25 protein-coding genes are annotated in these 24,882 nt (G+C 67.9%); 10 read left to right on the top strand and 15 right to left on the bottom strand.

Annotated features, from left to right (window positions below; genetic code table 11):
- The first annotated feature begins 31 nt into the window (after positions 1–31).
- The 3 genes from NV401_RS06690 to NV401_RS06680 are packed head-to-tail and all read left to right on the top strand — an operon-like array spanning position 32 to position 1,349.
- Positions 32–313 carry a DUF3572 domain-containing protein gene (locus tag NV401_RS06690; protein WP_261293631.1) on the top strand — a complete coding sequence of 94 codons (282 nt, stop codon included), beginning with the start codon at positions 32–34 and terminating at the stop codon, positions 311–313.
- Positions 310–930 (top strand): HAD family hydrolase, encoded by a 621-nt coding sequence (locus tag NV401_RS06685; protein WP_261293630.1) that lies wholly within the window; start codon positions 310–312, stop codon positions 928–930. Before NV401_RS06690 ends, NV401_RS06685 begins: the two co-directional genes overlap by 4 nt.
- Positions 927–1,349 (top strand): acyl-CoA thioesterase, encoded by a 423-nt coding sequence (locus NV401_RS06680; protein ID WP_261293629.1) that lies wholly within the window; start codon positions 927–929, stop codon positions 1,347–1,349. Before NV401_RS06685 ends, NV401_RS06680 begins: the two co-directional genes overlap by 4 nt.
- A 133-nt stretch (positions 1,350–1,482) precedes the next feature.
- On the opposite strand, the gene NV401_RS06675 is transcribed toward NV401_RS06680, so the two are convergent.
- Positions 1,483–3,066 carry a lysine--tRNA ligase gene (locus NV401_RS06675; RefSeq protein ID WP_261293628.1) on the bottom strand — a complete coding sequence of 528 codons (1,584 nt, stop codon included), beginning with the start codon at positions 3,064–3,066 and terminating at the stop codon, positions 1,483–1,485.
- 198 nt (positions 3,067–3,264) lie between these two features.
- Between NV401_RS06675 and NV401_RS06670 the strand changes: the two genes are divergently transcribed.
- Entirely contained in the window at positions 3,265–5,979 is a 2,715-nt protein-coding gene (locus NV401_RS06670) for an ATP-dependent DNA helicase (protein ID WP_261293627.1), read from the top strand.
- Between the two features lie 10 nt (positions 5,980–5,989).
- Complete coding sequence (locus NV401_RS06665) at positions 5,990–6,532, top strand: SixA phosphatase family protein (RefSeq protein ID WP_261293626.1); 543 nt, start codon at positions 5,990–5,992, stop codon at positions 6,530–6,532.
- A gap of 1 nt (position 6,533) precedes the next feature.
- On the opposite strand, the gene NV401_RS06660 is transcribed toward NV401_RS06665, so the two are convergent.
- Positions 6,534–7,175 (bottom strand): 2-dehydro-3-deoxy-6-phosphogalactonate aldolase, encoded by a 642-nt coding sequence (locus NV401_RS06660; RefSeq protein WP_261293625.1) that lies wholly within the window; start codon positions 7,173–7,175, stop codon positions 6,534–6,536.
- Positions 7,172–8,044, bottom strand: a complete 873-nt coding sequence (locus tag NV401_RS06655; RefSeq protein ID WP_261293624.1) for a 2-dehydro-3-deoxygalactonokinase — start codon at positions 8,042–8,044, stop codon at positions 7,172–7,174. Before NV401_RS06655 ends, NV401_RS06660 begins: the two co-directional genes overlap by 4 nt.
- Before the next feature lie 147 nt (positions 8,045–8,191).
- Here NV401_RS06655 and NV401_RS06650 point away from each other — a divergent pair, with 147 nt between their 5' ends.
- The gene (locus tag NV401_RS06650; RefSeq protein WP_261293623.1) at positions 8,192–8,917 is read left to right on the top strand and encodes a FadR/GntR family transcriptional regulator; all 726 of its coding nucleotides are present in this window, start codon (positions 8,192–8,194) and stop codon (positions 8,915–8,917) included.
- A 22-nt stretch (positions 8,918–8,939) separates the two neighbouring features.
- Here NV401_RS06650 and NV401_RS06645 read toward each other — a convergent pair whose 3' ends face one another.
- The 3 genes from NV401_RS06645 to NV401_RS06635 all read right to left on the bottom strand — a co-directional run bounded on the left by NV401_RS06645 (position 8,940) and on the right by NV401_RS06635 (position 11,210).
- Positions 8,940–9,332: a hypothetical protein gene (locus NV401_RS06645; protein ID WP_261293622.1), complete on the bottom strand. Its 393-nt coding sequence runs from the start codon at positions 9,330–9,332 to the stop codon at positions 8,940–8,942.
- A gap of 207 nt (positions 9,333–9,539) precedes the next feature.
- On the bottom strand, positions 9,540–10,154 hold the full coding sequence (locus tag NV401_RS06640; protein WP_261293621.1) for a TetR/AcrR family transcriptional regulator: 615 nt from the start codon (positions 10,152–10,154) through the stop codon (positions 9,540–9,542).
- Positions 10,155–10,238: 84 nt separating this feature from the next.
- Positions 10,239–11,210 carry an alpha/beta hydrolase gene (locus NV401_RS06635; RefSeq protein WP_380815737.1) on the bottom strand — a complete coding sequence of 324 codons (972 nt, stop codon included), beginning with the start codon at positions 11,208–11,210 and terminating at the stop codon, positions 10,239–10,241.
- A gap of 194 nt (positions 11,211–11,404) precedes the next feature.
- On the opposite strand from NV401_RS06635, the gene NV401_RS06630 reads away from it, so the two are divergent.
- Entirely contained in the window at positions 11,405–12,481 is a 1,077-nt protein-coding gene (locus tag NV401_RS06630) for a LacI family DNA-binding transcriptional regulator (RefSeq protein WP_261294048.1), read from the top strand.
- Between the two features lie 142 nt (positions 12,482–12,623).
- Here NV401_RS06630 and NV401_RS06625 read toward each other — a convergent pair whose 3' ends face one another.
- The 5 genes from NV401_RS06625 to NV401_RS06605 are packed head-to-tail and all read right to left on the bottom strand — an operon-like array spanning position 12,624 to position 17,588.
- Positions 12,624–13,454, bottom strand: a complete 831-nt coding sequence (locus NV401_RS06625; protein WP_261293620.1) for an aldose 1-epimerase — start codon at positions 13,452–13,454, stop codon at positions 12,624–12,626.
- Complete coding sequence (locus NV401_RS06620; protein WP_261293619.1) at positions 13,451–14,866, bottom strand: sugar porter family MFS transporter; 1,416 nt, start codon at positions 14,864–14,866, stop codon at positions 13,451–13,453. The genes NV401_RS06625 and NV401_RS06620 overlap by 4 nt, the downstream gene beginning before the upstream one ends.
- Before the next feature lie 39 nt (positions 14,867–14,905).
- Positions 14,906–15,766, bottom strand: a complete 861-nt coding sequence (locus NV401_RS06615) for an SMP-30/gluconolactonase/LRE family protein (RefSeq protein WP_261293618.1) — start codon at positions 15,764–15,766, stop codon at positions 14,906–14,908.
- On the bottom strand, positions 15,766–16,548 hold the full coding sequence (locus tag NV401_RS06610) for an SDR family NAD(P)-dependent oxidoreductase (protein ID WP_261293617.1): 783 nt from the start codon (positions 16,546–16,548) through the stop codon (positions 15,766–15,768). The genes NV401_RS06615 and NV401_RS06610 overlap by 1 nt, the downstream gene beginning before the upstream one ends.
- A gap of 17 nt (positions 16,549–16,565) precedes the next feature.
- The gene (locus NV401_RS06605) at positions 16,566–17,588 is read right to left on the bottom strand and encodes a fumarylacetoacetate hydrolase family protein (RefSeq protein ID WP_261294047.1); all 1,023 of its coding nucleotides are present in this window, start codon (positions 17,586–17,588) and stop codon (positions 16,566–16,568) included.
- 641 nt (positions 17,589–18,229) lie between these two features.
- Here NV401_RS06605 and NV401_RS06600 point away from each other — a divergent pair.
- On the top strand, positions 18,230–18,694 hold the full coding sequence (locus NV401_RS06600) for a VOC family protein (protein ID WP_261293616.1): 465 nt from the start codon (positions 18,230–18,232) through the stop codon (positions 18,692–18,694).
- A 307-nt stretch (positions 18,695–19,001) separates the two neighbouring features.
- Here NV401_RS06600 and NV401_RS06595 read toward each other — a convergent pair whose 3' ends face one another.
- From NV401_RS06595 to NV401_RS06585, 3 genes are read right to left on the bottom strand one after another with little or no spacing between them, the layout of a single operon-like run.
- Positions 19,002–19,781: a sulfite exporter TauE/SafE family protein gene (locus tag NV401_RS06595; RefSeq protein ID WP_261293615.1), complete on the bottom strand. Its 780-nt coding sequence runs from the start codon at positions 19,779–19,781 to the stop codon at positions 19,002–19,004.
- A 7-nt stretch (positions 19,782–19,788) separates the two neighbouring features.
- Positions 19,789–20,307 (bottom strand): rhodanese family protein, encoded by a 519-nt coding sequence (locus tag NV401_RS06590; RefSeq protein WP_261293614.1) that lies wholly within the window; start codon positions 20,305–20,307, stop codon positions 19,789–19,791.
- Between the two features lie 4 nt (positions 20,308–20,311).
- On the bottom strand, positions 20,312–20,626 hold the full coding sequence (locus tag NV401_RS06585; protein ID WP_261293613.1) for an ArsR/SmtB family transcription factor: 315 nt from the start codon (positions 20,624–20,626) through the stop codon (positions 20,312–20,314).
- Between the two features lie 71 nt (positions 20,627–20,697).
- Here NV401_RS06585 and NV401_RS06580 point away from each other — a divergent pair, with 71 nt between their 5' ends.
- The gene (locus tag NV401_RS06580; RefSeq protein ID WP_261293612.1) at positions 20,698–21,567 is read left to right on the top strand and encodes an MBL fold metallo-hydrolase; all 870 of its coding nucleotides are present in this window, start codon (positions 20,698–20,700) and stop codon (positions 21,565–21,567) included.
- A gap of 394 nt (positions 21,568–21,961) precedes the next feature.
- Positions 21,962–23,050 (top strand): calcium:proton antiporter, encoded by a 1,089-nt coding sequence (locus NV401_RS06575; RefSeq protein WP_261293611.1) that lies wholly within the window; start codon positions 21,962–21,964, stop codon positions 23,048–23,050.
- 45 nt (positions 23,051–23,095) lie between these two features.
- Here the strand turns inward: NV401_RS06575 and NV401_RS06570 are convergent, their stop codons facing one another.
- A complete protein-coding gene (locus NV401_RS06570; RefSeq protein ID WP_261293610.1) occupies positions 23,096–24,754 on the bottom strand; it encodes an FAD-dependent oxidoreductase in 1,659 nt (552 codons plus the stop codon).
- Positions 24,755–24,882 lie beyond the last annotated feature (128 nt).

The following is a 24,882-nucleotide window of genomic DNA, read 5'->3' as shown; positions in this document are numbered from 1 at the left end:
CCTGTATCGTCATGCGAAAGAGTGATAGGCAATGCGCGCCCGCGAGACAAATGAAGACGCCGGCGCGCTGGCGCTGCGTGCGCTGGTTTGGACCCTGGGCGAACCGGATCGCGCGCAGCGGCTGCTCGACACGACCGGGCTCGATCCGAGCGACTTGCGGGCGCGCGCCGGCGAGCCCGCCGTGCTCTCCGCCGTGCTTGGCTTCCTGGAAAATTATGAGCCCGATTTGATCGCCTGCGCCGACGGGCTGGCGGTCGCGCCCGACGCACTGGTCGGCGCGCGCGCGGCGCTGGACGGAGGATATGAGGCATGAGGCCGCTGCTGATCTGTGATTGCGACGAGGTGCTGCTGCACATGGTGCGGCATTTCGGCACCTGGCTGGGCGAGACGCACGATATCGACTTTGCGATCGCCGGTGGCGATTTCGCCAGCAGCATGACTCGGCGTGACGGCGGGCCCGCGCTGACGCGCGAGGATATGTGGGGCATGCTCGACGGCTTCTTCCCGGGCGAAATGGATCGCCAGACGCTGGTGCCGCATGCGCGCGAGGCGCTCGCTACACTGGCCAAGGCCGCCGACATCGTCATCTTGACCAATCTGCAGGATCAGTGCCGCCAGCCGCGCATCGAGCAGCTCGCGAAATTCGGGATCGACCACCGCGTCGAATGCAACCAGGGCGGTAAGGGCGACCCGGTGGCGAAGCTGGTCGCCGAGCATGGCAATCCCGTCACCGTGTTCGTCGACGATCTCGCAGTGCATCACGACTCGGTCGCGAAGCACGCGCCGGGCGTGCACCGGCTGCACATGGTATCCGAACCGGCGCTCGCCCCGCACGTGCCCAAGGCCCCGGCGGCACATGCGCGGATCGACGACTGGAACGATGCCGAACTGTGGATCATGGAGCGGTTTGCTGCAGGCCTTCCCGCGTGAGGGAGGGCTTCGCTTTCTCGACGCGGTTCAAGGTGCGCTATGCCGAGATCGACGCGCAGGCGATCGTGTTCAACTCGCGCTACCTCGAATATGCCGATGTCGCCGTGACCGAATTCTGGGAATGGACCGGAATCGCCGAGGCATTGCCGGAATGGCGCACGGCGGAGTTCCACGTACGGCGTAGCGAGATCGACTATCTGAAGCCGTTCGCCTGGGGCGACGAGATCGAGGCATTCGTACGCGTCGACAGGATCGGTGGCTCCAGCATCACGAAGCGATTCGAACTGTGCCATGCCACGACCGGCGACCTGCACTGCGTGATCCAGATGGTCAGCGTGAACGTCGATCTGGCGACGCATCGCCCGGTGACGATCTCGGATGGGATCCGGGGTTTTTTGCGCGGCTTGCCCACCCAATAATTGACCGTCACCCTGAACTTGATTCAGGGTCCATCCCGCCACCCGGACGATCGGCAGTGCGGCATGATGGATCCTGAAACGAGTTCAGGATGACGGTGTTGGGGTGGGGGCGGCGCGATCGAACGGGGCGACCTTACCGCCCCAGCGCCTCGGCGATCAGCTTGCGCGTATTGTCGATGCCGTACAGCGCGATGAAGCTGCCCATGCGCGGGCCCTGCTCGGAGCCGAGCAGCGTCTCGTACAGCGCCTTGAACCAGTCGCGCAGGTTTTCGAACCCGCCCGCGTCGCCGAACTCGCTCTTGCCGATCTCGTAGACGATGTTCTGGATATCCTCCGGCCGTGCATCCGCCGAAAGCCCCGCCAGATCGGCATCCAGCCGCTCTAGCGCGGCGATTTCGATGCCCACAGGCGCGCGGCGCTTGAGCGTCGGCGTCACGAAATCGCGGCCATAGGCCAGCGCATAGCCGATCAGATCGTCAAGCGCGGGATAGGCCTCGGGCGTGGCATCGGGCACGTAATTGGCCAGATAGCCCCACACCTGCTCCTTGCTGGCGTCACCCATCACGCCGACCAGGTTGAGCAGCAGCCCGAACGTCACCGGCAGCGTCTCGGCCGGCGGCGGGCCGTTATGGATATGGTGCACCGGATTGCCGAGCTGCTGCTCGACCGGCTGATGCGGATACTTCTCCCGGAACTGCCAGTAATCGTCGACCGCGCGCGGGATGAGTCCCAGGTGCAGTGCCTTGGCCTTTTTGGGTTCGCGATAGATGTAGAAGGCTAGGCTCTCGTCCGGGCCGTAGGTCAGCCACTGATCGAGGCTGAGCCCGTTGCCCTTGGACTTGGAGATCTTCTCGCCCTTCTCGTCGAGGAACATCTCGTAATTGAACCCTTCGGGCGGGCGCCCGCCGAGCACGCGCGCAATCTTCGAGCTCTGCGTGACCGAATCGATCAGATCCTTGCCCGCCATCTCGTAATCGACACCCAGCGCGACCCAGCGCATCGCCCAGTCGACCTTCCACTGCAGCTTGGCCTGGCCGCCGAGGATCGATTGCTCGATACGCTGACCCTCGTCGATGAAGGCGATCATGCCGGTTTCCGCATCGAGCACTTCGATCGGCACCTGCAGCACGATGCCGCTCGTCGGTGACACTGGCAGGACCGGCGAATAGGTCGCCTGGCGTTCCTTGCGCAATGTCGGCAGCATTACGTCCATGATGCCCTGATAATGGCGCAGCACGCCCTTCAGCGCCTCGTCGAACGTGCCGTCGGCATAATAATCGGTCGACGAGACGAATTCATAGTCGAAGCCGAAGCGATCGAGGAATTCGCGCAGCAACGCATTGTTGTGCGCGGCGAAGCTCTCGTGCGTGCCGAACGGATCGGGGATGCGCGTCAGTGGCTTGCCGAGATGCGCGGTCAGCATCTCCTTGTTGGGGACATTGTCGGGCACCTTGCGCAGCCCGTCCATGTCGTCGCTGAACGCGATCAGCCGGGTCGGGATATCGGACAGCGTCTCGAACGCGCGGCGCACCATCGTCGTGCGCAGTACTTCGTTGAACGTGCCGATATGCGGCAGGCCCGAGGGGCCATAGCCGGTCTCGAACAGCACATGGCCTTTCGCCGGCGCGCCGTCCGGGTAGCGCTTGAGCAGCTTGCGTGCTTCCTCATAGGGCCAGGCTTTGGAGTCGAAGGCGGCGGTGCGCAGGTCAGTCGTCATGGGGGGGCTCTAGCGGGAAGTGCGGGATTCGTCATCCCTGGCAGTTGAGAGACAGGAGACGCTCAACCGATCCTGCTTGTTCTCCCGTGAAGGCGGGCGGCCAGGGCCACGAGCGATACGCACCGTTAGCTAGGATCCTGCGGTCGCAGGAGCGCTGAGCCGTTGCCATTTCGTTCCACCCACGTCACTGTCGCCCACGTGAGTCTCCGCTATCCCGCCCTCCATGCCAGCCATAGCGGCATCTGGATCGCCACCGACGAGGGCACGCGCCCGATCGGCCGCGGCGAGGCGATCCGCATTGCCGCGGATACGCCGGTGATCGTGCTCAACGCAGCGCTGGTCGGCCAACGGCTCGGCTATGCCGATCTCGCCGGGCTCGACGTGCTCGAACTGTTCGCCTTCATGTGCCCGGCGCGCTTCATGGTGCCGACGCCGCGCGGCCTCGCGCGTGCGACCGGGCTGGAAACGCCGGCGCGCGACGAGGATGTCGCCACTTTCCTGCGTGCGGCGGCGCAGGCGTTGCTCGATCTGCCCAAGGGGGAGTGGCCGGAAAAGGAAGGCGCGTGGATGTCGGCGCAGTCACTGTTCCGCCTGCGCTGGCCGTGGGCGCCGGTGATCGGCGATCATCTGGTCAAGCCGGTAGAAGCGGAACGCTGGCTGTTCTCGAAGCTGCCCGAATGGTCGGAAGGCGCGCCGCGCCCGCAGCCGCGCACGATCACGCTGGACGGCGACGAAACGCAGGCGCGGCTCGCGCATCTCACCGGGTCGGCCGCCGAACAGCGGACCGGGCAGCGCGCCTTCGCGCAGGCGGCGATGGATGCGTTCGGCCCGCGCATGGTGCGCGATTCGCCCAATATGGTGCTCGCCGAAGCGGGGACGGGGATCGGCAAGACCTTGGGATATCTCGCGCCGGCGTCGCTCTGGGCGGAAAAGGCAGGCGGGGCCGTGTGGGTATCGACCTTTACCAAGGCGCTGCAGCGGCAATTGGGGCAGGAAAGCGCGCGACTGTTCCCCGACGCTACGGTGCGCAAGCAGAAGGTAGTGACGCGCAAGGGGCGCGAGAATTATCTGTGCCTGCTCAATCTGGAAGATGCACTGCAGGGCGGTTTTCAGAATCGCGCCGCGGTGCTCGCGCAACTGGTCGCGCGCTGGGCGGCGTATAGCGCCGACGGCGACATGGTCGGCGGCGATCTGCCCGGCTGGCTGCCCACCCTGTTCCGCCGCAACGGCTCGACCGCGCTGACCGACCGGCGCGGCGAATGCGTCTATGCCGGCTGCCCGCATTACCGCAAATGCTTCATCGAGCGCGCCGCGCGGGCGAGCAGCGAGGCGGATATCGTCATCGCCAACCACGCGTTGGTGATGGTCAACGCCGCGCGCGGCCGCGAGCTGACCACCCGCCCGACGCGCTATGTGTTCGACGAGGGCCATCACCTGTTCGATGCGGCGGATTCGATGTTCTCCACCGCGCTGACCGGCCAGGAGACGATCGAGATCCGGCGCTGGATCCTCGGCCCCGAATCCGGCGGGCGCGGACGGCGGCGCGGCCTGCAGGCGCGCCTGTCAGACGTGGCGAGCTATGACGAGGGCGGTGCGCGCGCGATCTCCGAAGCGGTGGTCGCGGCGCAGGCGCTGGCCGCCGACGGCTGGCTGCAGCGCGTCGGCGAAGGCGCGCCGTTCGGGCCGATCGAGACGCTGCTCGCCGCGGTGCGCGGGCTGACCTATGCGCGCGCCGAGGCGGCGGGCGATGCCGGCTACGCGCTGGAAACCGAACTCGCCGAGCCCGACGCCACTTTGGTCGAGGCGGCCGGGCCTGCGGCGCATGCGCTCGATGCACTGGTGCGGCCGTTGGTCACGCTCGGCCGGCGACTGGAAGCCGTGCTGGCCGAGGCGCCTGACTGGATGGATGGGCCGGCGCGCGCGCGGGTGGAGGGCGCGATCGCCTCGATCGGCTGGCGCGCCGAGACGGTGGCGGCGTGGGTGTCGCTGCTCGCACGGGTCGGCGGCCCGGCCTCGCCCGATTTCGTCGACTGGCTGGCGGTCGATCGCGTCGAGGGGCGCGAATATGACATCGGGCTGCACCGCCACTGGCTCGATCCGAGCAAGCCGTTCGCCGAGACGGTGCTCAAACCCGCCCACGGCGCGCTGGTCACCTCGGCGACGCTGCGCGGCGGCGGCGCCGATCCCAACGAAGGCTGGGCGGTGGCCGAAGCGCGCACCGGCGCCAATCATCTGCTGCGCGGCGCGAGCCGGTTCGAGGCATCGTCGCCGTTCGATTACGCTTCCCAGGCCGAGGTGCTGATCGTCACCGACGTCAAGCGTGGCGACATGGGCGCGCTGGCCAATGCCTATGCACGGCTGGGCTGCGCCAGCGGCGGCGGGATGCTCGGCCTGTTCACCGCGATCCGGCGGCTGCGCGGGGTGCATGCGCGGATCGCCGATCGGCTCGCGCGCGACGGACTGCCGCTCTATGCGCAGCATGTCGATCCGATCGATACCGGCACGCTGATCGATATTTTCCGCGATGATGCCAGCGCGTCGCTGCTCGGCACCGATGCGCTGCGCGACGGTGTCGACGTGCCCGGCGAGTCGCTCCGCCTGGTGGTGATGGAGGGTGTGCCCTGGCCCAAGCCGACCGTGCTGCACGCCGCGCGCCGGCTGGCCAGCGGCGGCAGCGCTTATGACGATCGCATCGTCCGTGCGCGGCTGGCGCAGGCGTTCGGACGGCTGATCCGCCGCGCCGACGATCGCGGCATGTTTGTATTGTTGTCCGCCGCGATGCCGTCGCGGTTGCTCACGGCTTTCCCGCCTGGCGTCAGGATCGAACGAGTCACGCTGGACGAGGCGGTGCTGCGCGCATCGCGTCTTCCTTCCGTCACGCAGGTCGTGCAAGAGGTCCGCCTGGACGCCTGACGGAGAGCCCATGAAGACGTTAACGCTGCTCCGCCACGCCAAGTCGGGCTGGGACGATACGGTCGCGCGTGATTTCGATCGTCCGCTGAACGGCAAGGGCAAGCGCGCCGCCGAAGCGGTCGGCAAACACTGGCGCAGCCTCGGTCTGGTCTTCGATCATGTCGTCGCCTCGCCCGCGGTGCGCGTTGGCGAGACGATCGCGCATCTTCAGACGGGGTACGGCACCGATCTCGCCCCGGTGGTGGATCGCCGCATCTATCTCGCCTCGGCGATGACGCTGCTCGACGTCATCCACGGGCTGCCGGAAAGTGCCGACCGGGTGCTGATGGTCGGGCACAATCCGGGGCTCGAGGATCTCGTGCTGATGCTGGTGCCGGACGACACCGCCGATGATGGCTTGCGCGATACGGTGGAGGAGAAATTTCCCACCGCCAGCACCGCGGAAATGACCTTCGATGGCGCCTGGGCGGACGTCGCGGCCAACGGCGCGACGCTAACGCGGTTCATCCGCCCACGCGATCTCGATCCCGCGCTCGGGCCTGATCAGGACTAGCCTAGGCGGTCGTCAGCGCGCGATAGGACGCGACGAAATCAGCTGCGCGCGCGCTAACCTCGTCCGCGCTCATGCCCGCTGCATAGAGCGCGCCGCCCAGCCCGAAGCCGGCCGCGCCGACCTGCAGCCACGGCGCCATCGTCGTCGGCGTGATGCCGCCGACCGGCAGGATCCGCGTCGTCTTGGGCAGCACGGCGCGCATCGCTTTCAGCACCACCGGGCTCGCCGCTTCGGCCGGGAACAGTTTGAGCGCGCTGGCGCCGGCGTCGAGCGCAGCGAACGCCTCGGTCGGCGTAGCGATGCCGGGCAGCGATACGAGGCCGCGGCCCGCCGCCTCGGCGATCACCGCAGTGTTGGCGTTGGGCGAGATGATTAGCGTGCCGCCGGCCGCCTCGACCCTGGCCACGTCCTCCACGCGGAGCACGGTGCCGGCGCCGACCACCGCGCGGCCCGCGACCGCCTTGGCCAGACGCGCGATCCCGTCGAACGGCTCGGGTGAGTTGAGCGGGACTTCGAGGATCTTGAAGCCGGCGTCGACCAGTGCCGTGCCGACCGCCTCAACCTCGTCGGGCCGCACCCCGCGCAGGATTGCGATCAACGGCAACTCGGCAAAGGCGGCGTCGAAGGCGGTGAGATGGGTCATGCTGAAAGCTCCCGAAGGCGGGTGATGCCGGCGACGAACGCGCCGTGGCTGTCGATGATCGTCGCGTTGCCGCCGAGTGCGGTGACAGCGGCGGCGTAGAGCGTGCCGAGGCCGGGGTCGGCCAGGATATAAATGGGCATGCCGGGCTGTTCCGCCAGGCGTGCCGCCACGTCGCTGCCGATCAGCAGCCCGCTGGCATAGGAGGCGGCATCCCGGTCGTCGCGCAGGCCCAGCACGCCGCTGGCGCGGATGCCGAACAGGCTGGCGGCGAGGTCGCGCCTAGCGCCTTCGGCCACGCCGGCGCGGAACGCATCCCCGTCGCCGACGTCGCCGCCCAATTGCCGCGCGAGCAGGCCGTTGCCGCGCAGCATCGCGAACAGTTCGCCGGTCATCGCGGTGACGAAGCTGGTGATCCGTCCGTCCGCGATCATCGCCCATTTGCAATGCGTGCCCGGCTGGCAGAGAAGCGCCTCGCTCGGCACCAGCCCGGCCGCAGCGGCGCCGAGCAACTGCACCTCCTCGCCGCGCATCACGTCGGCGCGGGCACCGTCGCGGTAGGCCAGCCCCGGTACGATGGCGGTGCGATCGTCGATCCGGCCGAGTGCAGTGGCCAGCGCCTCGAGCCCGGCGGGCGCTGCCACATACGGTACGTCGCGCCAGCCAATCGTCGATCCGACCATCCCGGCAAGGAGCATGGGGAGGTCGCCGAGCCGCTGGCGGATCGCGGCGACCTCGCCGGGATAGTCACCCGGCGTCAGTGACGCCGCGCCGCGCGCATCGCGCTCGGTGCGCGTGACCAGGCCGTGCTCGATCACGAAGGCGCGGCGGTTGGTGGTGCCCCAGTCGACGGCGATGAACGCGTCGCTCATTGCGGGGCCTGCCGTTGGATGATCATGACGCTACTTTCCAGGGCGCGGCCGGCGGTCGCGCGTGTTGCGGCTGATTTATACGACAATAGTCGCATGTCTAGCGCTTGCCACGTGACACTGGCAGCGCTTTGCGCCAGAAACCGATCGATGGAGAGCCTTCCCAACGATAGCGACATCGCGGCCAACCGCCACGAGCTGGGCCGCAACCTGACGCACGGCATGCTCGATACGCTGGGCCGCGCGATCGTCACCGGGCGTTACGAACAGCGCCCGTTCCCGACCGAGGCGGAGATCGCCAAGGCGCATGGCGTGAGTAGGTCGGTTACGCGGGAGGCTGTGAAGATGCTCACTGCGAAGGGGCTTGTCTCCGCGCGGCCGCGTCAGGGCACCGTGGTGCAGCCTTCGGGCAACTGGAACCTGTTCGATCCCGACGTGCTGCGCTGGCTGCTCGAGCGCAAATTCTCGGTCGAGCTGCTGCGCCAGTTCAACCAGCTGCGGATCGCGATCGAACCCGAGGCGGCGGCATTGGCCGCGCAGTTCCACGATGCCGAGGATATCGCCGCGATCCATGCCGGGCTGGCGCGGATGGAAGCGGCGGAAGCGGGCAATGACGATCCACTGGACGCGGACATCGCGTTTCACCTCGCGATCCTGCGCGCCTCCAAGAATCCCTTCTACGCGCAGTTCCAGATGGTCGTCGCGACGGCACTGCGGACGTCGATCCGCTTCACCAACCGGATGCGCGGGCGCAGCGCCAACATCCCCGACCATGCCGCGGTGGCCGACGCGATCGCGCTGCGCGATGCGGCGGCGGCGCGGATCGCGATGCGGCGGATCATCGGCGACGTGCTGGAACTGATCGCCGGAGACTAGGACGCCGCCCCCGCGCGCCGCGTCAGGCCCAGCGGCCTTTGGTACCGATCCGCTGACCGGTGATGCTGGTGACGAGCGTCTCGATCTGCGCCTCGACAAAGCCGGCGGCGACGAAGCGGTTGATCTCGGCCATCGGCAGCGCGAAGCCGCGGCGCCAGGCATGGACCGACAGGCGGCGCAGCGCCTCCAATTTGGGGTCGGCGAGCCGCGACGCGGTGCTCAGCCCGAACACGGAGCCGAGCGCACGCGACATGCGGCCCGGCGTGGCCAGGCTGGCGAGCGAATCGTTCTTGGCCAGCGCGATCACGCTCCATTCGAGCGCGGAAAAGCCGGGCAGTGCAGCGGCGGCCTCGGCCTGCGCGACGCGGTTGCGAGCCGGCGCGGGGAACATGTTGTCGAGATCGAGATAGGCCATGAGAGTTCCCCTTCTACGCGTGCAGCGCCGGTCGACGGCGCGATCGAGCGCGACGGAAAGTGCCCTGCACCTGCCGCCGAACGCCGGATTATTGTGTGGGAAGAGCGCGAACCGCTTCCGTACCGCCTGGTATATTAAGTGCCCGTCGGGGCGTCAACCGCTTTCTATAACGAGCGGTATTTTATAGCGCAGGGCCGGAAAAGCGCGCTATTTGGTCGGCCACATCGCCATGCTGGTGGCGACCAGTTGCTGCAATTCCTCGCAGGTCGCGCCGGACCCGCCCTGCAGCGCCAGGCCCTGCATCAGCACGATCAGATATTTGACCAGCGCCGCCGCTTCCATCCCCTCGGGCAGTTCGCCGGCCGCCTTGGCCTTTTCGAAGCGTGCGACCAGCGCCGCCTCGGACGAGGCACGGCGCTTGACCACCTCGGCCTTGATCGGCTCGGCTTCGGCGCCGCACGCCACGCTGCTGATCACGCCCAGGCAGCCCTTGGGATCGCAGGTGCTCATCTGCATCTGGAGCGCGCCATGAAGCAGTCGTTCGGCCACCTGACGCGCCGTCGGCGCCTCGACCGCGGTGCCCATATAGGCCAGCTTTTCGCGCTCGTAGAGATCGAGCGCCTTGTGGAACAAGGCTTCCTTGTTGCCGAATGCGGCATAGAGGCTGGGCTTGGTGATGCCCATTGCCGCGGTAAGCTCGGCCATCGAGGCGGCCTCGTAGCCATGCTGCCAGAAGACGCGCAACGCCGCCGCCAGCGCATCGTCGAGATCGAACTCGCGCGGGCGGCCCTTGGTCGCAACATGGGAACAGGGGCTATTCATACCGAATGGTATATAGGCGGTGTTACATGAACGTCCAGTTAGCGTGACGGTTTCGTGTCAGCGCCAAGGCGCGCAAGACGCGCGTCATGCCGGAAAAACGCCGCTGCGCCGCGCATAGGCCGCGAACAGGCCGGGCCAGGCGGACGCCGGCACCTTCTTGGCCAGCCGCGCGCCGAAACCATGGCCGCCCCGATCGAACGCATGAAGCTCGGCCGGGCGTCTGGCGTCGAGCAGCGCCTGGTACAATGCCAGGCTGTTGGCGATCGGCACCAGATCATCGTCGCTGGCATGGACCAGGAAGATTGGGGGCGTTTCCGCAGTCACGCGCGTTTCGACCGAGGCGGCGCGGAGCAGGGCAGGGGCCTGCGCAGGGCCGAACAGCATGTCGCGGCTGCCGCCATGCGTGAACGGGGCGGACAGGCTGACCACCGGATAGACCAGCCCGGCAAGATCGGGCCGGGCGGACAGGCGATCGGCGGCGTCGACCGGGTCATAGACCCGCTCGCCATGCCGTGTCGCCAGGCTGCCGGCGAGATGCCCGCCGGCGGAAAAACCGAGCACGGCGACGCGCCCGGGATCGATGCCATAACCCGCCGCGCGCGCGCGGATCAGGCGCAGCCCGCGCTGCGCATCGGCCAGCGGCACGGTGGCGCGCGCGGCCCAGCCTTCGCCCGGCAGGCGATAGCGCAGGATGAAGCAGGTGATGCCGAGCGCGGTCAGCCAGCGCGCCTGTTCCTCGCCCTCATTGTCCCAGGCGAGAAAGCCATAGCCGCCGCCCGGTATCAGCAGCACCGCGGCGCCATTGGGCCGGGCCGGCCGGCGCACCTCCAGCATCGGGCGGTCGATCCCGGTGATCCAGCGATCATCGACCCCGGGCACGGACGAACGCTGCTCGATCTTTTGGACCGGTATCGTGCGCGGCGCGCCGGGCGGCCGGCCGGGCCACAACAGGATCGCTTCGTCGGGCGTCGGCCTAGAGGCCTGGGCCAGCGCCGGCGCGGCGAGCGCAGTCGTGGCAAGGCCAGTAATGACGCCGCGGCGGGTGGGGCCGCTCACCGGACGACGATCGCGCCGGCGCACGACGCGCGCACGTCTTTCGACCCTTCAACCCGTCTCATGACCTGTCCTCCCGACCCTTTCGGCAGAGCATAACCGATTGTCATCCGGGCGCTATCGCAGATCGCCGCCGGCGCGATTTGCCAGACGGCGGGGCGCTGCGCTAACCACGCGGTGATGCAACGCTCATGGCCATGACACCCCGCAAGCCCCGTGCCGGATCCGGCCGCCAGAATGGCGCACCGACGATCGCCGATGTCGCCGCGCTGGCCGGCGTCTCGACGATGACGGTCAGCCGCGTGATCAACGCCGAGAACAATGTGCGCGATTCGACGCGCGAGACCGTCACCGCCGCGATCGCCGAGCTCAATTACGCGCCGAACCGCGCCGCGCGCAGCCTGGCGGGCGCATCGCACCTGCGGCTCGGCCTGCTCTATTCCAACCCCAGCGCGGCCTATCTCAGCGAATTCCTGGTCGGCAGCCTCGATCAGGCGGGCCGCTCCGACATCCAGCTGGTGGTGGAGAAATGCGAACTCGGCGATCATGAACGCCGCGTCGTCGAGCGCATGATCAACAGCGGCATCGACGGGGTGATCCTGCCGCCGCCATTGTGCGATTCGCGCAGCGTGCTCGACGTGCTGATCGCCGCGCGCGTGCCCACCGTGGTGGTGGCGACCGGCTGCCCGCCGAAGGAATGCGCCGCCATCTCGATCGACGATCGCGGCGCGGCGCAGGCCATGACGCAGCACCTGATCGAGCTCGGCCATGCGCGGATCGGCTTCATCACCGGCAACCCCAATCTCACCGCCAGCGGCCAGCGGCTCGACGGCTATCGCGCCGCGCTGGCGGCGGCGGGCATGCCGTTCGACGAGCAACTCGTTGCCGACGGCCTGTTCACCTATCGCTCCGGGCTGGATGCGGCGGACGAACTGCTCGAGCGCGACGATCCGCCAACCGCGATCTTCGCCAGCAACGACGACATGGCGGCGGCGACCGTCGCGGTGGCGCATCGCCGCGGGCTCGACGTACCTGGTGACCTGACCGTCTGCGGGTTCGACGACAGCGCGCTGGCGACGACGATCTGGCCCGAACTGACCACGATCCATCAGCCGATCGCCGACATGTCGCGCGCGGCGGTGGAATTGCTCACCGCCATGCTGCGCGGCAAGCGCGGCAGCGACGTGCGCCACGTGACGCTGGATTATACGCTGATCCGCCGCCAGTCCGATGCCGCACCGCGGCGCCGGCCGCCGGCGCGGGTCAAGAAGTAGAAATTCTCCCCTGCACGAGGAGGGGGGCCGCCCGGCTTCTTCAGCCGGGTGGTGGAGGGGCCTATCCTCAAGCGCAACCGCGGCGTTGCCGGCACACCCCCTCCGTCAGCCTGCGGCTGCCACCTCCCCGTGCCGGGGAGGATTAGCCGCGGATCGCCATCGTGATCGCACCTTGCTCGCCGGGCGCGAGCACTGCCGCTGCGCCGCGATTGACCGCATCGGGCATCGCGGTGACCGGTTCGATGCAGAAGAAGTCTTCGCCCGGCGGCAGGTACAGATGGAGCAGCGTCGCGCCGGTCGCCGACAGGGTGATGGCGCCATCCGCGCGGGCGATCGTCGCCGTGCCCGGCCAGCCGGTATAGCAATGGTCGATCAGATCGGGGCGTTCCAGCCCGCGACCGACGGACCAGTCGCCAAGCGCGTCGGGGGCGGCCGGCACGGTCGGCAGCATCGCCGCATCCGCCTGCCACAGGCCGGCGGCGGCGAAGGCGAGCGTCGCGACGCGCGCGCGGGTGAAATAGGGATGGAAGCCGAGGCTGTACGGCATCGCCGCGGACCCGATATTGTCCAGCGTCAGCGCGACCGTCAGCCCCTGCGCGTCGAGCGCGATCCGTTGCGTTGCGCGGTACGGCCATGGCCAGGCGCCGTCGGCGGCGTGTTCGTGCACCAGCGTGGCGCTGGTCGCGTCGGACGTGGCGACGGACCAGGCTGACAGCCAGCCCAGGCCATGCAGCGGGTGCGCCTGTCCGGGATGATTGGGCGGCAGGACATGGCGCGTCCCGGCAAAGGCGAACCTCCCGTCGGCGATGCGATTGGCATAAGGCACGAGCGGAAAGCTCGCCAGCGACAGCGGATCGCGCGGGGCCACCGGCGCCGGCCGCAGCACGTGTGCGCCGCGCCGGGTGAGCGACGCGATGGCGCCGCCCATCACGGGATCGAGCATGGCGACCCAGTCGCCCGCCGCGATCCTCATCCCTCCATATCCTCGAGCTCACGCCCGCGCGTCTCCTTGACCATCGCCTGGACGAAGAAGAACGAGACCGCCGCGGCAATCGCATAGCCGACATAGGTCACCGCCAGGCCGGGGGAGACGGCGAGCGACGGGAAGCTGACCGAGATCGCGGCATTGGCGATCCACTGCGCGAAGCCAGCCACGGCCAGCGCCGAGCCGCGGATCTGCGTCGGGAACATCTCGCCCAGCATCACCCACATCACCGGGCCCCAGCTGACGTTGAAGAAGATCACGTACAGATTGGCGGCGACCAGCGCGATCACGCCGTTATTGCCCGGCAGCGACACCGCGCCGGCTGCATCGGTCACCGCGGTCGAGAAGGCCCAGGCGACCACCGCCAGCGTCACCGCCATCCCGGCCGAGCCGATCAGCAGCAGCGGCTTGCGCCCGATCTTGTCGATCAGCGCGATCGCCAGCAGGCATGCGCCGATCGACAGCACGCCCGACAGGATATTGGTCTGCAGCGCATAATCCTCGGTGAAGCCGACCGCTTCCCACAGGGTGGCGCCGTAATAGAAGACGACGTTGATGCCGACGAGCTGCTGGAACACGGCAAGCCCGATGCCGACCCACAGGATCGGGCGGATCCGGCGCGTCTGCTTGTCGAGCAGATCGGAGAGCTTGGGGCGATGATGATCGTCGGCCAGGCTGGCGCGGATCTCGGCCACCTTCCGCCGGGCCTCGGCCGCGCCGAACAGGCGCGCGAGCACGGCTTCCGCCGCGGCATCGCGGCCCTTGACCACCAGATAGCGCGGGCTTTCGGGGATGAAGAACAAGGCGACGAAATAGAGCGCGGCGGGCAGCACCTGCAGCCAGAACATCCAGCGCCATGCCTCGTAGCCGCCCCACAGGATCGCGGTCGAGCCGCCGGCATAGCGCGCCAGCGCGAAGTTGGCGACGAACGCCCCGGTCAGGCCGGAGATGATCATCACCTGCTGGATGCTCGACAGGCGGCCGCGGACATTGGCCGGCGTCACTTCCGAGATATAGACCGGCGAGGTGACGCTGGCGGCACCGACGCCGAACCCGCCGATGATCCGCGCGACGATGAACAGCGCCGAGGAATCCGCCGCCCCCGCGAGCAATGCGGAGAAGATGAACAATGCCGCGGCGACCATCATCGTGTTGCGCCGCCCGATCAGGTCGGACAGGCGCCCGGCGCCGAACGCGCCGACCGACGATCCGACCAGGATCGCGCCGACATTGATGCCGATGCCGAGCCGCCCGAGCCCGAACGCCGCCTCCAGCCCCTTTTGCGTGCCGTTGATGACGCCGGAATCGTAGCCGAACATGAAGCCGCCGATCGTCGCCACCGCGACGACGAGCATGATCAGCGATCGGTTGACCGCATTCGGGTCGTGGGTCTGTGCCACTCAGGGTATCCTCTCTGTTCTGGCGCCTCTGACGGGCGCTCAGCTGTTGGCGGGGGGTATGGTCGTTCCGGCGATGGTGACGGGGAAGGTGAAGACGTCGCCGGCGAGCGGCTGATCGTCGAGCGCTTCGGCGGACAGGCCCTGGCGCGCGGTGGTGGCATAGGCGGTGCGCAGGTCGGCGCCGCCCAGCGCGATCTTGGTGATGTTGGACACGGGGAAGCGCACTTCGTCGGTCTGCCGTCCGTCCGCATCGTAGCGCCGCGCCGCCCAGCCGCCGTAAAAGGCGACCCACACGCCGCCCGCGGAATCGCAGATCACGCCGTCGGGATGGCCCTCGTCGCCGGTGAAGGCGAGGAACGGTGCCGCCGCGCCGACGTCACCGGCGGCGTCGATCGCGTGCATGGTGATGGTGCGCGCCAGCGTGTCGACATGGTAGAGCCGGGTGCCGTCGGGCGCGATCGCCGGGCCGTTGGTGATCACCACCGGGTTGATCGCGGTGGCGCTGACCGTGCCGGCATCGAGCCGATACACGCGGCCGCTGGCGGCGCGTTCGTCATTGTCCATCGTGCCGAAGAAGATCCGCCCGGCGGGATCGACCGCGGCGTCGTTGAGCCGGTTGGCGGGCAGATGCGCGTCGATCTCGGCGATCTGCGCGAACGCGCCGGTCTCGGGCGAGAAGCGGTGCGGGCCGGACTGCAGCCCGGCGATCAGATCGCCGTGCACCGACGGCACCACCCAGCCGATATATTCCGGCGCGTCCCACTGATCGAGCGCGCCGTTCGCCGGCGTGTGGCGATAGAGGCGCCGGCCCTTGATGTCGACGAACCACAAGGCGTCGTCGATCCAGATCGGGCCTTCGCCGAGCTCGGCGCCGATCGACAGCAGCGGCTCCGCGCGCATCAGCGCCACCCCGCATCGACGAAATACTCGTGCGCGGTGCACATGCGCGCGTCGTCCGAGGCGAGGAACAGCGCCAGCGCGGCGACGTCGGACGGCTGGATGCGGCCGTCGAGGCATTGCGCGGCGACGATCTGCGCCTCGCCTTCGGGGGTATACCAGCGCTCCTGGCGCGGCGTCTGGACATTGCCGGGGACGATCGTGTTCACGCGGATATTGCTCCTGCCAAGGTCTCGGGCAAGCGCGCGGGTGAGCCCCTCGATCGCCGCCTTGCAGGTCTGGTAGAGCACGAGATCGGGAAGCGCGAGATGCCAGCTGATCGAGCCGAAATTGACGATCGCGCCGCCGCCGGCGCGCTGCATCGCCGGGATCACCGCCTTGGCGGCGAAGAACTGGTGGCGCAGATTGACGTTGAGCCGGTCCTCCCACAGCGCCGGCGTGACCTCTTCGATCGTGTGGCGATCGTCGTTGGCGGCATTGTTGAGCAGCACGTCGACCCCGCCCAGCGCCTGTTCGAGCGCGGCCATCACCGTGCCCAGCGCCGCGAGATCGGTGAGATCGCAGCGGCGGTACAGCGGCGCATGGCGCGCGTCCCCGGCGAGGCGCTGGGCGAGCGCCGCGCCGCCGTCATCGTCGATATCGACGAAGCCGACACGCGCGCCCTGCGCGACGAACGCCTCGACCAGGCCGGCGCCGATCCCCGACGCGCCCCCGGTGATGATGACGCGCTTGTCCTGCAGGCTCGGATAGCGGGCGCCGGCAGCGCTGGTGGTCTGTTGCAACATCAAGGTCTCCGTCGGTGTCACGCCGTGAGCAGCCCGCGGGCGGCGAGATTGCGCATCAGCGCGCCGACGCCGAACGACCAGGGCGGTGCATCGCGCGACGTGGTCACGGTATTGACGAGCGTGCCGAGCCGCGCGCTGGCAATCGTCACCACGTCGCCGCGCTTGTGCGTGAAGCCGCGGCCGGGCTCGTCGCGATCCTGGGTCGGCGCGAACAAGGTGCCGCAGAACAGCACGAAGCCGTCGGGATAGTGATGCTCGCTCATCGCCTGGGCGAGCAGATCCTCGGGATCGCGGCTGATCTCGCGCATCGTGCTCGCGCCCTCTAGCACATAGCCGTCGGTGCCCTGAATGGTCAGCGACACGTCGGCGCCGCGCACGCTATCCATCGTGAAGCCCTCGTCGAACAGGCGGATCAACGGCCCGAGCGCGCAGGAAGCGGTATTGTCCTTCGCCTTGCCCAGCAGCAGTGCCGAGCGCCCTTCGAAATCGCGCAGATTGACGTCGTTGCCGAGCGTCGCGCCGACTGCGCGGCCGTGCGAATCCGCGACCAGCACGATCTCCGGCTCGGGATTGTTCCAGGTCGAATCCGATCGCACGCCGATCGGCGCGTTGAGCCCGACCGTCGACAGCACGGGCGACTTGGTGAAGATCTCGGCGTCTGGCCCGATCGCCACTTCGAGATATTGCGACCACATGCCGTCGGCGATCAGCACCTGCTTGAGCGCCGCCGCCTCGGCCGATCCCGGCACGACCGCCCGGATATTCCCGCCCAATGCCGCCTCGATCCGCTCGCGCACCGCGGCGGCACGGTGATGATCGCCGCGCGCACGCTCCTCGATCACGCGTTCCAGCGCGGAAACGGCAAAGGTCACGCCCGCCGCTTTCACGCACTGCAGGTCGATCGGGCTGAGCAATTGCGCCGCGTCGATCGCGTCGAGCGCGCCGATCCGCACGCCGCCGTCGAACGCGCGCGCTTCGATCAACCCCGAAACGGTGGGCGCGACGCGCGACATGTCGAACGCCACCCCGCCGCGCACCAGGATCGGCGTGGGGCCGTCGCCGCGGTCGATCCGGCCGACGAACAGCGCTTCGCGCCAGTCGCGCGGCACCGCCTCCGCGAGCGGCAGATACTCTTGCTGCACGTGAATCCCCTCCATTGTGTTAGCGGTATCGTCTAAGCCGTTGAGGCCGTCAAGCGACGTATCGGTGGGCGATGGGTGGGGCGGCAGCGCCACACCGTCGCGGCATCCCGGCGCAGCGCCACGCGAGCGGCGTCAGGTTGTCGCGCGGATCGGCCGGGTCACGCGGTGATGCGCACGATGCTGTGCCGATCGGACCGGGCGCCAATCGTGCCGTCGATGAAGCGCTCGCCGCCGCGTCAGTCGGCGGCGCGGCGATGGCGCGCCGGCGTGCCAAGGCCTTCTGCGCCCACAGCGTCCGCGCTAGGACGAACGGACGGATGGCGCGGCGACGATCCTTGCAGTGTAGTGATTTGGTAGCGCTATCGCACCAATTGGATGCGGGGGGAGGGAAGGCCGCCCGCGCCCGGAACCCTCAAATCCACGCCTCGTGCAGAACAGATGGGGCGAGGGTGGATAGGCCATGGTTGATCGGAAATGCGGTTGCGCGTCGATCCGCATCTCCATAGCATCGCTTCAGTAACGGCGGGGAAGATGATGCTATGCCATGTAGTCGCAGGCTACTTATCGTCATCGCCGTCCTGGCCGCGCTCAATCCCCTGACGGTCTTCGCGGAACCGCCCGGCAGAATTACCGGAATCGGCGGCATCTTCTTCAAGAGCAAAGACCCGAAAGCCCTCATGGTCTGGTATCGCGATGTGCTCGGCATGAACGTCGAAGCCTGGGGCGGCGTGATGCTGTCCTATGACGCGCCGGAGCATCCGCCTGTGCTGACCCTCAACGTCTTGAAGGAGGCATCCGATTATATGGAGCCCTCCAAGCGCGAGTTCATGCTGAATTTTGCGGTAGATGACCTGGATGCGTTCCTTGATCGGCTGAAAGCCAAGAATGTTCCGATACTCGGGCGTGACGACAGCGACGCCAGCGGAAAATTCGCGTGGATCGTTGATCCGGACGGAACCAAGATAGAATTGTGGCAGCCGAAGGGTGAATCGGCATCGAAGTAAGCCTTTCCCGCGAGGGGTTCTTTCCGGAAGATGCCGCAACGTCCAGGGACATCCGACCAAGTCGCTCTGCCTTCTCAATAGCGGACGGGCCGCTTCCGCGCATAACCGGACGTTCAGGCTGGCGATTCGGGCTCCCGATAACGGCCATTCGTTAAGCGCGATCTTTCCCGTTCCTCCGTCTCCGACAGGCCATTTCGAGAAAGCGCAATCGGGAACAGATTTTGGGAAAGCAGGTGCCCCGGACGGCTCTCGCCGTGATCGCCCGGGCAACTGTCCCGGTATGGGTTCGTTTATAGGAATGGGCTGCCTAAACCGACGACACTGTGATGTAGGCTCCAATCGCGATCACAACAGAGGCAAAGCCCCGTTCGAGCAGCCCCTTTCGGGTACCGATAACCTTGCCCAATTCGATACCGCCGATCGTCCCGACGATGCCGCCTATGACCAGCAGCGTGGTCACACGCCAATCGACCAATCCGGATATGGCATAGGAGGTCGCGGTGGTCAGTCCCAGTGCGCTAACGACGACCAAAGACGTGCCGATGGCAAAGGGCAGCGGCATCGCAGTCGCGAGGATCAACCCCGGGACGATCAAGAACCCGCCCCCGATTCCGAAGAAGCCGGCCGCAAGCCCGACGCCCAACCCGATCGGGAGCAGGCGCGGCAACAGCATCGTGGCGCTGTTGCGGGTGAGCCGCACATCGGGTGCCTCAGCCGTGCGCCGCTTTCGCAGCATCGACAGGCCAACGCCGATCATTAGCAGCCCAAATAGGACAAGCAGCCGCTTGCCGTCGAACGCCTTGCCCAACTCGGCACCCAGCGCCGCGCCGATCATGCCCGACACCGCGAATACGCCGGCGCACCGCCATTTCACGCGGCCGGCGCGGGCGTGGCCGATTAGGCTAGCGAGCGCGTTGACCGTGACGGCGACTGCGGCCGTGCCGATGGCCATGTGCGGCGACCCGACACCGACGATATAAATCAAGAGCGGCACGGCGAGGATCGACCCTCCCCCGCCGACGAGGCCAAGGATCAGGCCAATCACGCCGCCCGATACGAGCGCGGCAAGGGTGGCGGCAGTGTCCATGCTGGCCTCAGGCGGTCGCGCGCCGGTTCCACGGCATGACGCACAGCAGGTTAGCCATGCCGCACCACCCCGTCACGCCGGCGAAGACCAGCCCGGCGCCGACGAATGCCGACACGCCGAAAAAAGCGGGGGCGATGAACGTGCCGAGCAGCACGCCAAGCAGCACCAGTGCGCCAGCGGTAATCTGCACCTGCCGCATGATCTCCAGCGGCTGCGATCGATCCGTGACGATAGGCTGTCCATCCTGCCGCCATGCATCGATACCGCCCTTGAGGATGTAGGCCGGCGCGTCACACGCGGCCGCGCCGAGTTTCGCGGCATTGCCGGCGGTGCGCATCCCCGATTTGCAATGGAAGACAATTGGACGGGCGTCATGCGGCAGGTCGCCGATCCGGTCGAGCGGCACGTTGATAGCGCCGGGAATGCTCTCGCGCGCATGTTCGTCGGTTCCGCGAATGTCGATCAGGCGCGCACCGGCATCGATTGCGGCGCGCGTGTCGGCGGGGGAAAGGGTCGCAAGCGTCATTGCATCAATCCTTGCAGTAGAGCTGGTAGAGGGTGGCAAGCAGCGTTTCGACGCGCGCATCGGCAATGGCGTACCAAAGCGTCTGGCTCTCGCGTCGATAAGTGACGAGGCCTTCGTCGCGCATCTTGGCGAGGTGTTGCGAACAGGCTGACTGCGACAGGCCAACATCGCGCGCCAGATCGCTGACTGTCACCTCGCCATGCTCGACCAGCTTGCACAGCAGCATCAGGCGACGCTCGTTGCCAATCGCCTTCAGCGTGACGGCAACCTGTCCGGCCTTCGCCTCGAACGTCGCCAAGTCCATCAGCGGCTTGAGCATCCTCGCTACTCCATTAGGTATTGCTTATGTAGCATCATCTAATATATTAGCAATAGCTAACGGAGGAAATCATGGCCCAGCTCTTCATCGAAGCGTTCTTCGACGAACCGACGAACACGATCAGCTATCTCGTGGGCGATGCCGCCACGCGGAAGGCGGCGGTAATCGACCCGGTGCTAGACTTCGACATAGCGAGCGGTATCGCCGATACGCGCTCGGCTGAGCGGATCGTCGCCTTCGCTCGCGAGCATGACTGGCGGATCGAGATGGTTCTGGAGACGCACGCCCATGCCGACCATCTGACGGCTGCACCGTTCATCAAGGCGCATACCGGCGCATGGATCGGGATCGGCGCGCACATTCGCGACGTGCAGAAGATCTTCCGTCCCGTGTTTGCGATGGGCGACCTGAAGGCGGACGGATCGGACTTCGACCGGCTGTTCGAGGACGGCGACCGCTTCGCGATCGGTGAGTTGGAGGTCAAAGTGTTGCACGTCCCCGGCCACACCCCCGCCGACGTCGCCTATCTGATCGGTGATGCGGCGTTCGTGGGCGATACGCTGTTCATGCCCGACTATGGCACCGCCCGCGCCGACTTTCCCGGCGGCGATGCCCGCACGCTCTATCGTTCGATCCGCCGCCTTCTGACATTACCCGTCGAGACGCGACTGTTCCTGTGTCACGACTACAAGGCGCCGGGCCGCGACGACTATCGCTGGGAGACGACAGTTGGCGAGCAGCGCGAGTCGAGCGTCCATGTCCATGACGGCGTAGGCGAGGACGATTTCGTAGCCATGCGCGAGCAGCGCGACGCCGGGCTATCCGTCCCCAAGCTGCTTTTGCCCTCAATCCAGGTCAACATCCGCGCGGGTCACTTTAACGAGGCAGAGGCGAACGGCGTCACCTACCTGCGTATTCCAGTGAAATGGAAAGCGGAGTGAAGATTGTCCCGTTTGCGCATCGTTTTCGGGAAGGGCGGCAACCTCTCAATGTCGGCTATTGTCGCCCGCCTTCCCGAAAGCCGCCGTTCCGCCTTCCACCATGGGACGCGTGGCGCCGCCGCGGCGGCGCCAAAAGCGGACGCGCCGCTTATGCCATGGTCGGTCATGACGGCAGCTATTGTCGGATGCCGAGTGCGGACATTCTGACGCTGAGCAACCGGCAGCACGGCGGCGCGGCCCGCTGCCGGCAAATCCGGCCGGTTTTCCAGCCGCTCCTTCACGGCTAGGTGAACGCAATCCGGCGCCGACGCGTTCATAGCCGGTAGGTCGGCGCACGGCTGGCTCATTGGGGCCGGTTCTTGGCGATCCGGCACGATCGAAAGGAAGCAAGGCTGTGGCCATACCAGTAACCGACCGGGCGCCGTGGTGGGCCTGGGCCTGGCCGATCATCGGCGTGGCCGGGCTGCTCGCGACGCTGGCGGGGGTGGTCAGCGGGCTGATGGCGGCGGTCGTGGGCGCGATCGTCGTCGCCGTCGTGTTCGCGGCGGTCTACCATGCGGAGGTGATCGCGCACCGGGTCGGCGAGCCGTTCGGCACGCTGGTGCTCGCGGTCGCGGTGACCGTGATCGAGGTGGCGCTGATCGTCTCGATCATGCTGGAGGGCGGCGCCGACAAAGCGGGGCTGGCCCGCGACACGGTGTTCGCGGCGGTGATGATCACGTGCGCCGGTATCGTCGGGGTCTGCCTGCTCGCCGGTGGCGTTCGCCATCATGTGCAGGGGTTCCAGTTCGAAGGCGCGCTGGCCGCGCTCGCGGTGCTCGCCGCGCTGACGGTGCTCACCCTGATCGTGCCGAACGTGACCGTCAGTGCATCGGGGCCGATGCTCAACACCACGCAGCTCATATTCTCGGCGATCGTCTCGCTCGTGCTCTACGGCGCGTTCGTGTTCGTCCAGACGATCCGCCACCGCGACTATTTCCTGCCGCCCGAAATCGGCAACGAGGAGGCGCACGCGCCGCCGCCCTCGGGCCGGGCAACGCTGTTCAGCGTCGCGCTGCTGCTGCTCTCGCTGGTGGCCGTGGTCGGCCTCGCCAAGGCCTTGTCGCCGACGCTGGAGCATCTGGTGGACCGGGCGGGTGCGCCCAAGGTCGTGGTCGGGATCATGATCGCGGCGCTGGTGCTCCTGCCCGAAGGGCTGGCCGCGTATCGCGCCGCGCGGCTCGATCGCCTGCAGACGAGCATGAACCTGGCGCTCGGCTCGGCGCTGGCGACGATCGGCCTCACCGTTCCCGCCGTGGCGGCGGTGTCCATCCTGCTCGGTCAGCCGCTGCAGCTCGGGCTCGGCCCGAAGGAAAGCGTGCTGCTCGGGCTGACGCTGCTCGTCTCGGTGATCACGCTCGGCACGGGGCGCACGACGATCCTCCAGGGTATCGTCCATCTCAGCATCTTCGCGGCGTTCCTGCTCTACGCGGTCGTGCCGTAACGGGGGACACCACCGCGCCGGCGCCGCGCGGTGCGTGCCGCCGAGTCAGGCGGCGTGCCGCGCCCGTTCGGCGTCGCGCGCCTGATCGGCGAGCTTGGCGTGGATCTGCGCGACCACCGCCGCCCCCTCGCCGACCGCCGCCGCGACGCGCTTGGTCGATCCCGCGCGCACATCGCCGATCGCGAACACGCCGGGGATGCTGGTCTCGAGCGACAGCGCGCCCGTACCGGTGACGATGAAGCCGTTGGCGTCGGTCGCCGCGCGGCCGCGCAGCCAGGCGGCGTTGGGATCGGCGCCGATGAACAGGAAGATGTGGCGCAGCGCGCGCCGCACCAGCGCTCCGTCGGCGCGATAGCGGAAGGTCGCCGCGGACAGGCCGGTGGCGGCATCACCCTCCAGCGCGGCGATCTCCGCGCCGACATGGATTTCGACATTGGGCAAAGCGGCGATGCGATCGACCAGATAGCGCGACATGGTCTCTGCCAGATCGCGGCGCACGATGAGATGCAGATGCCGGACCTGCGGCGCGAGGAACACGACTGCCTGGCCGGCCGAATTGCCGCCGCCGACCAAGGCGATTTCCTCGCCGGCGCACAGCCGCGCCTCGATCGGCGAGGCCCAATAGGAAATCCCGGCGCCTTCGAACATCGCCAGATTGTCGATCGCGGGCCGGCGATAGCGCGCGCCCGAGGCGACCACGATCGTCCTGGCGCGCAACCGGCGGTCGCCGGCAAGGTCGAGCACCAAGGGCGTGCCGGTGCAATCCAGGCAGTCGACCTGCAGCGGCACGGCGATCTCGGCGCCGAACTTCAGCGCCTGGTTGAACGCCCGCCCGGCCAGCGCCTGGCCGGAAATGCCGGTCGGGAAGCCGAGATAATTCTCGATCCGCGCCGAGGCGCCGGCCTGGCCGCCCATCGCGCGCTCGTCGAGCACGATCACCGACAGGCCTTCGGAGGCGGCATAGACCGAGGCGGCGAGGCCCGCCGGCCCGGCGCCGACGATCGCCACGTCGTACAGCATGGCGGGATCCAGATCGGGCGTCATGCCGAGACAGGCGGCGACCTCGATATCGCTCGGATTGCGCAGCAAATGCCCGTCGGGGCACACGACCAGCGGCAGTTCATCGGGCAGCACGCCGATCCGCTCGACCAGCGCACGGCCTTCCGCATCGTTTGCCGCGTCGAGCACGAGATTGGGATAGCCGCTGCGGGTGAGGAAATTCTGCAGCCGCACGATCGCCGCGCTGCCCGGCACGCCGATCAGGATCGTCCCCGCGCCGCCCTGTTCGATCAGCCCGACGCGGCGCAGGATCAGCGCGCGCATCACGATCTCGCCGACATCGGCCGAGCCGACCATCAGCGCGCGCAGATGCGCCGCGTCGAACGGCAGCGCGGTGCAGCCCTCCGCCCCGGCGCGACCGGCGGCGATCGACGGGCGCCCGGCGAGCTGGTTGACCTCGCCGGTCAGCTGCCCGGCGCCGTGCGTGGTGATCGGCGCTTCGTGGTGCAGCCCGTCGCGGCGCACGACGTGGATCGTGCCGTCCAGCACCAGCCAGGCCGGCGCATCCTCCTCGCCGATCGCATAGATCGTCTGGCCGGGATCGAAGCGCGTCTCCGCGCCGCTGGCGAAACGCCGCGCGGTGGCGATCTGCGCTGCATCGAGCAAGGGAAACATCTGGTGTTCGCGGGTGCCGAGACTGCTCATGGTCATCTCCGTATGGGCCGCTGCACTGTGCGTTCTAGCATCCCGGCGCGCGTGCAGGAACTGCCCCTTTTTCAGCGCACTGCACGCACGGCGCTGTTTTGCTGCGCTGCGGCAACCTACATGGGCGG

The sequence above is a fragment of the Sphingomonas hylomeconis genome, assembly GCF_025370105.1.
GTDB classification, from domain to species: domain Bacteria; phylum Pseudomonadota; class Alphaproteobacteria; order Sphingomonadales; family Sphingomonadaceae; genus Sphingomonas; species Sphingomonas hylomeconis.
Note: the sequence above shows the minus strand (reverse complement) of the source record. Positions and strands in the feature narration are given on the sequence as shown.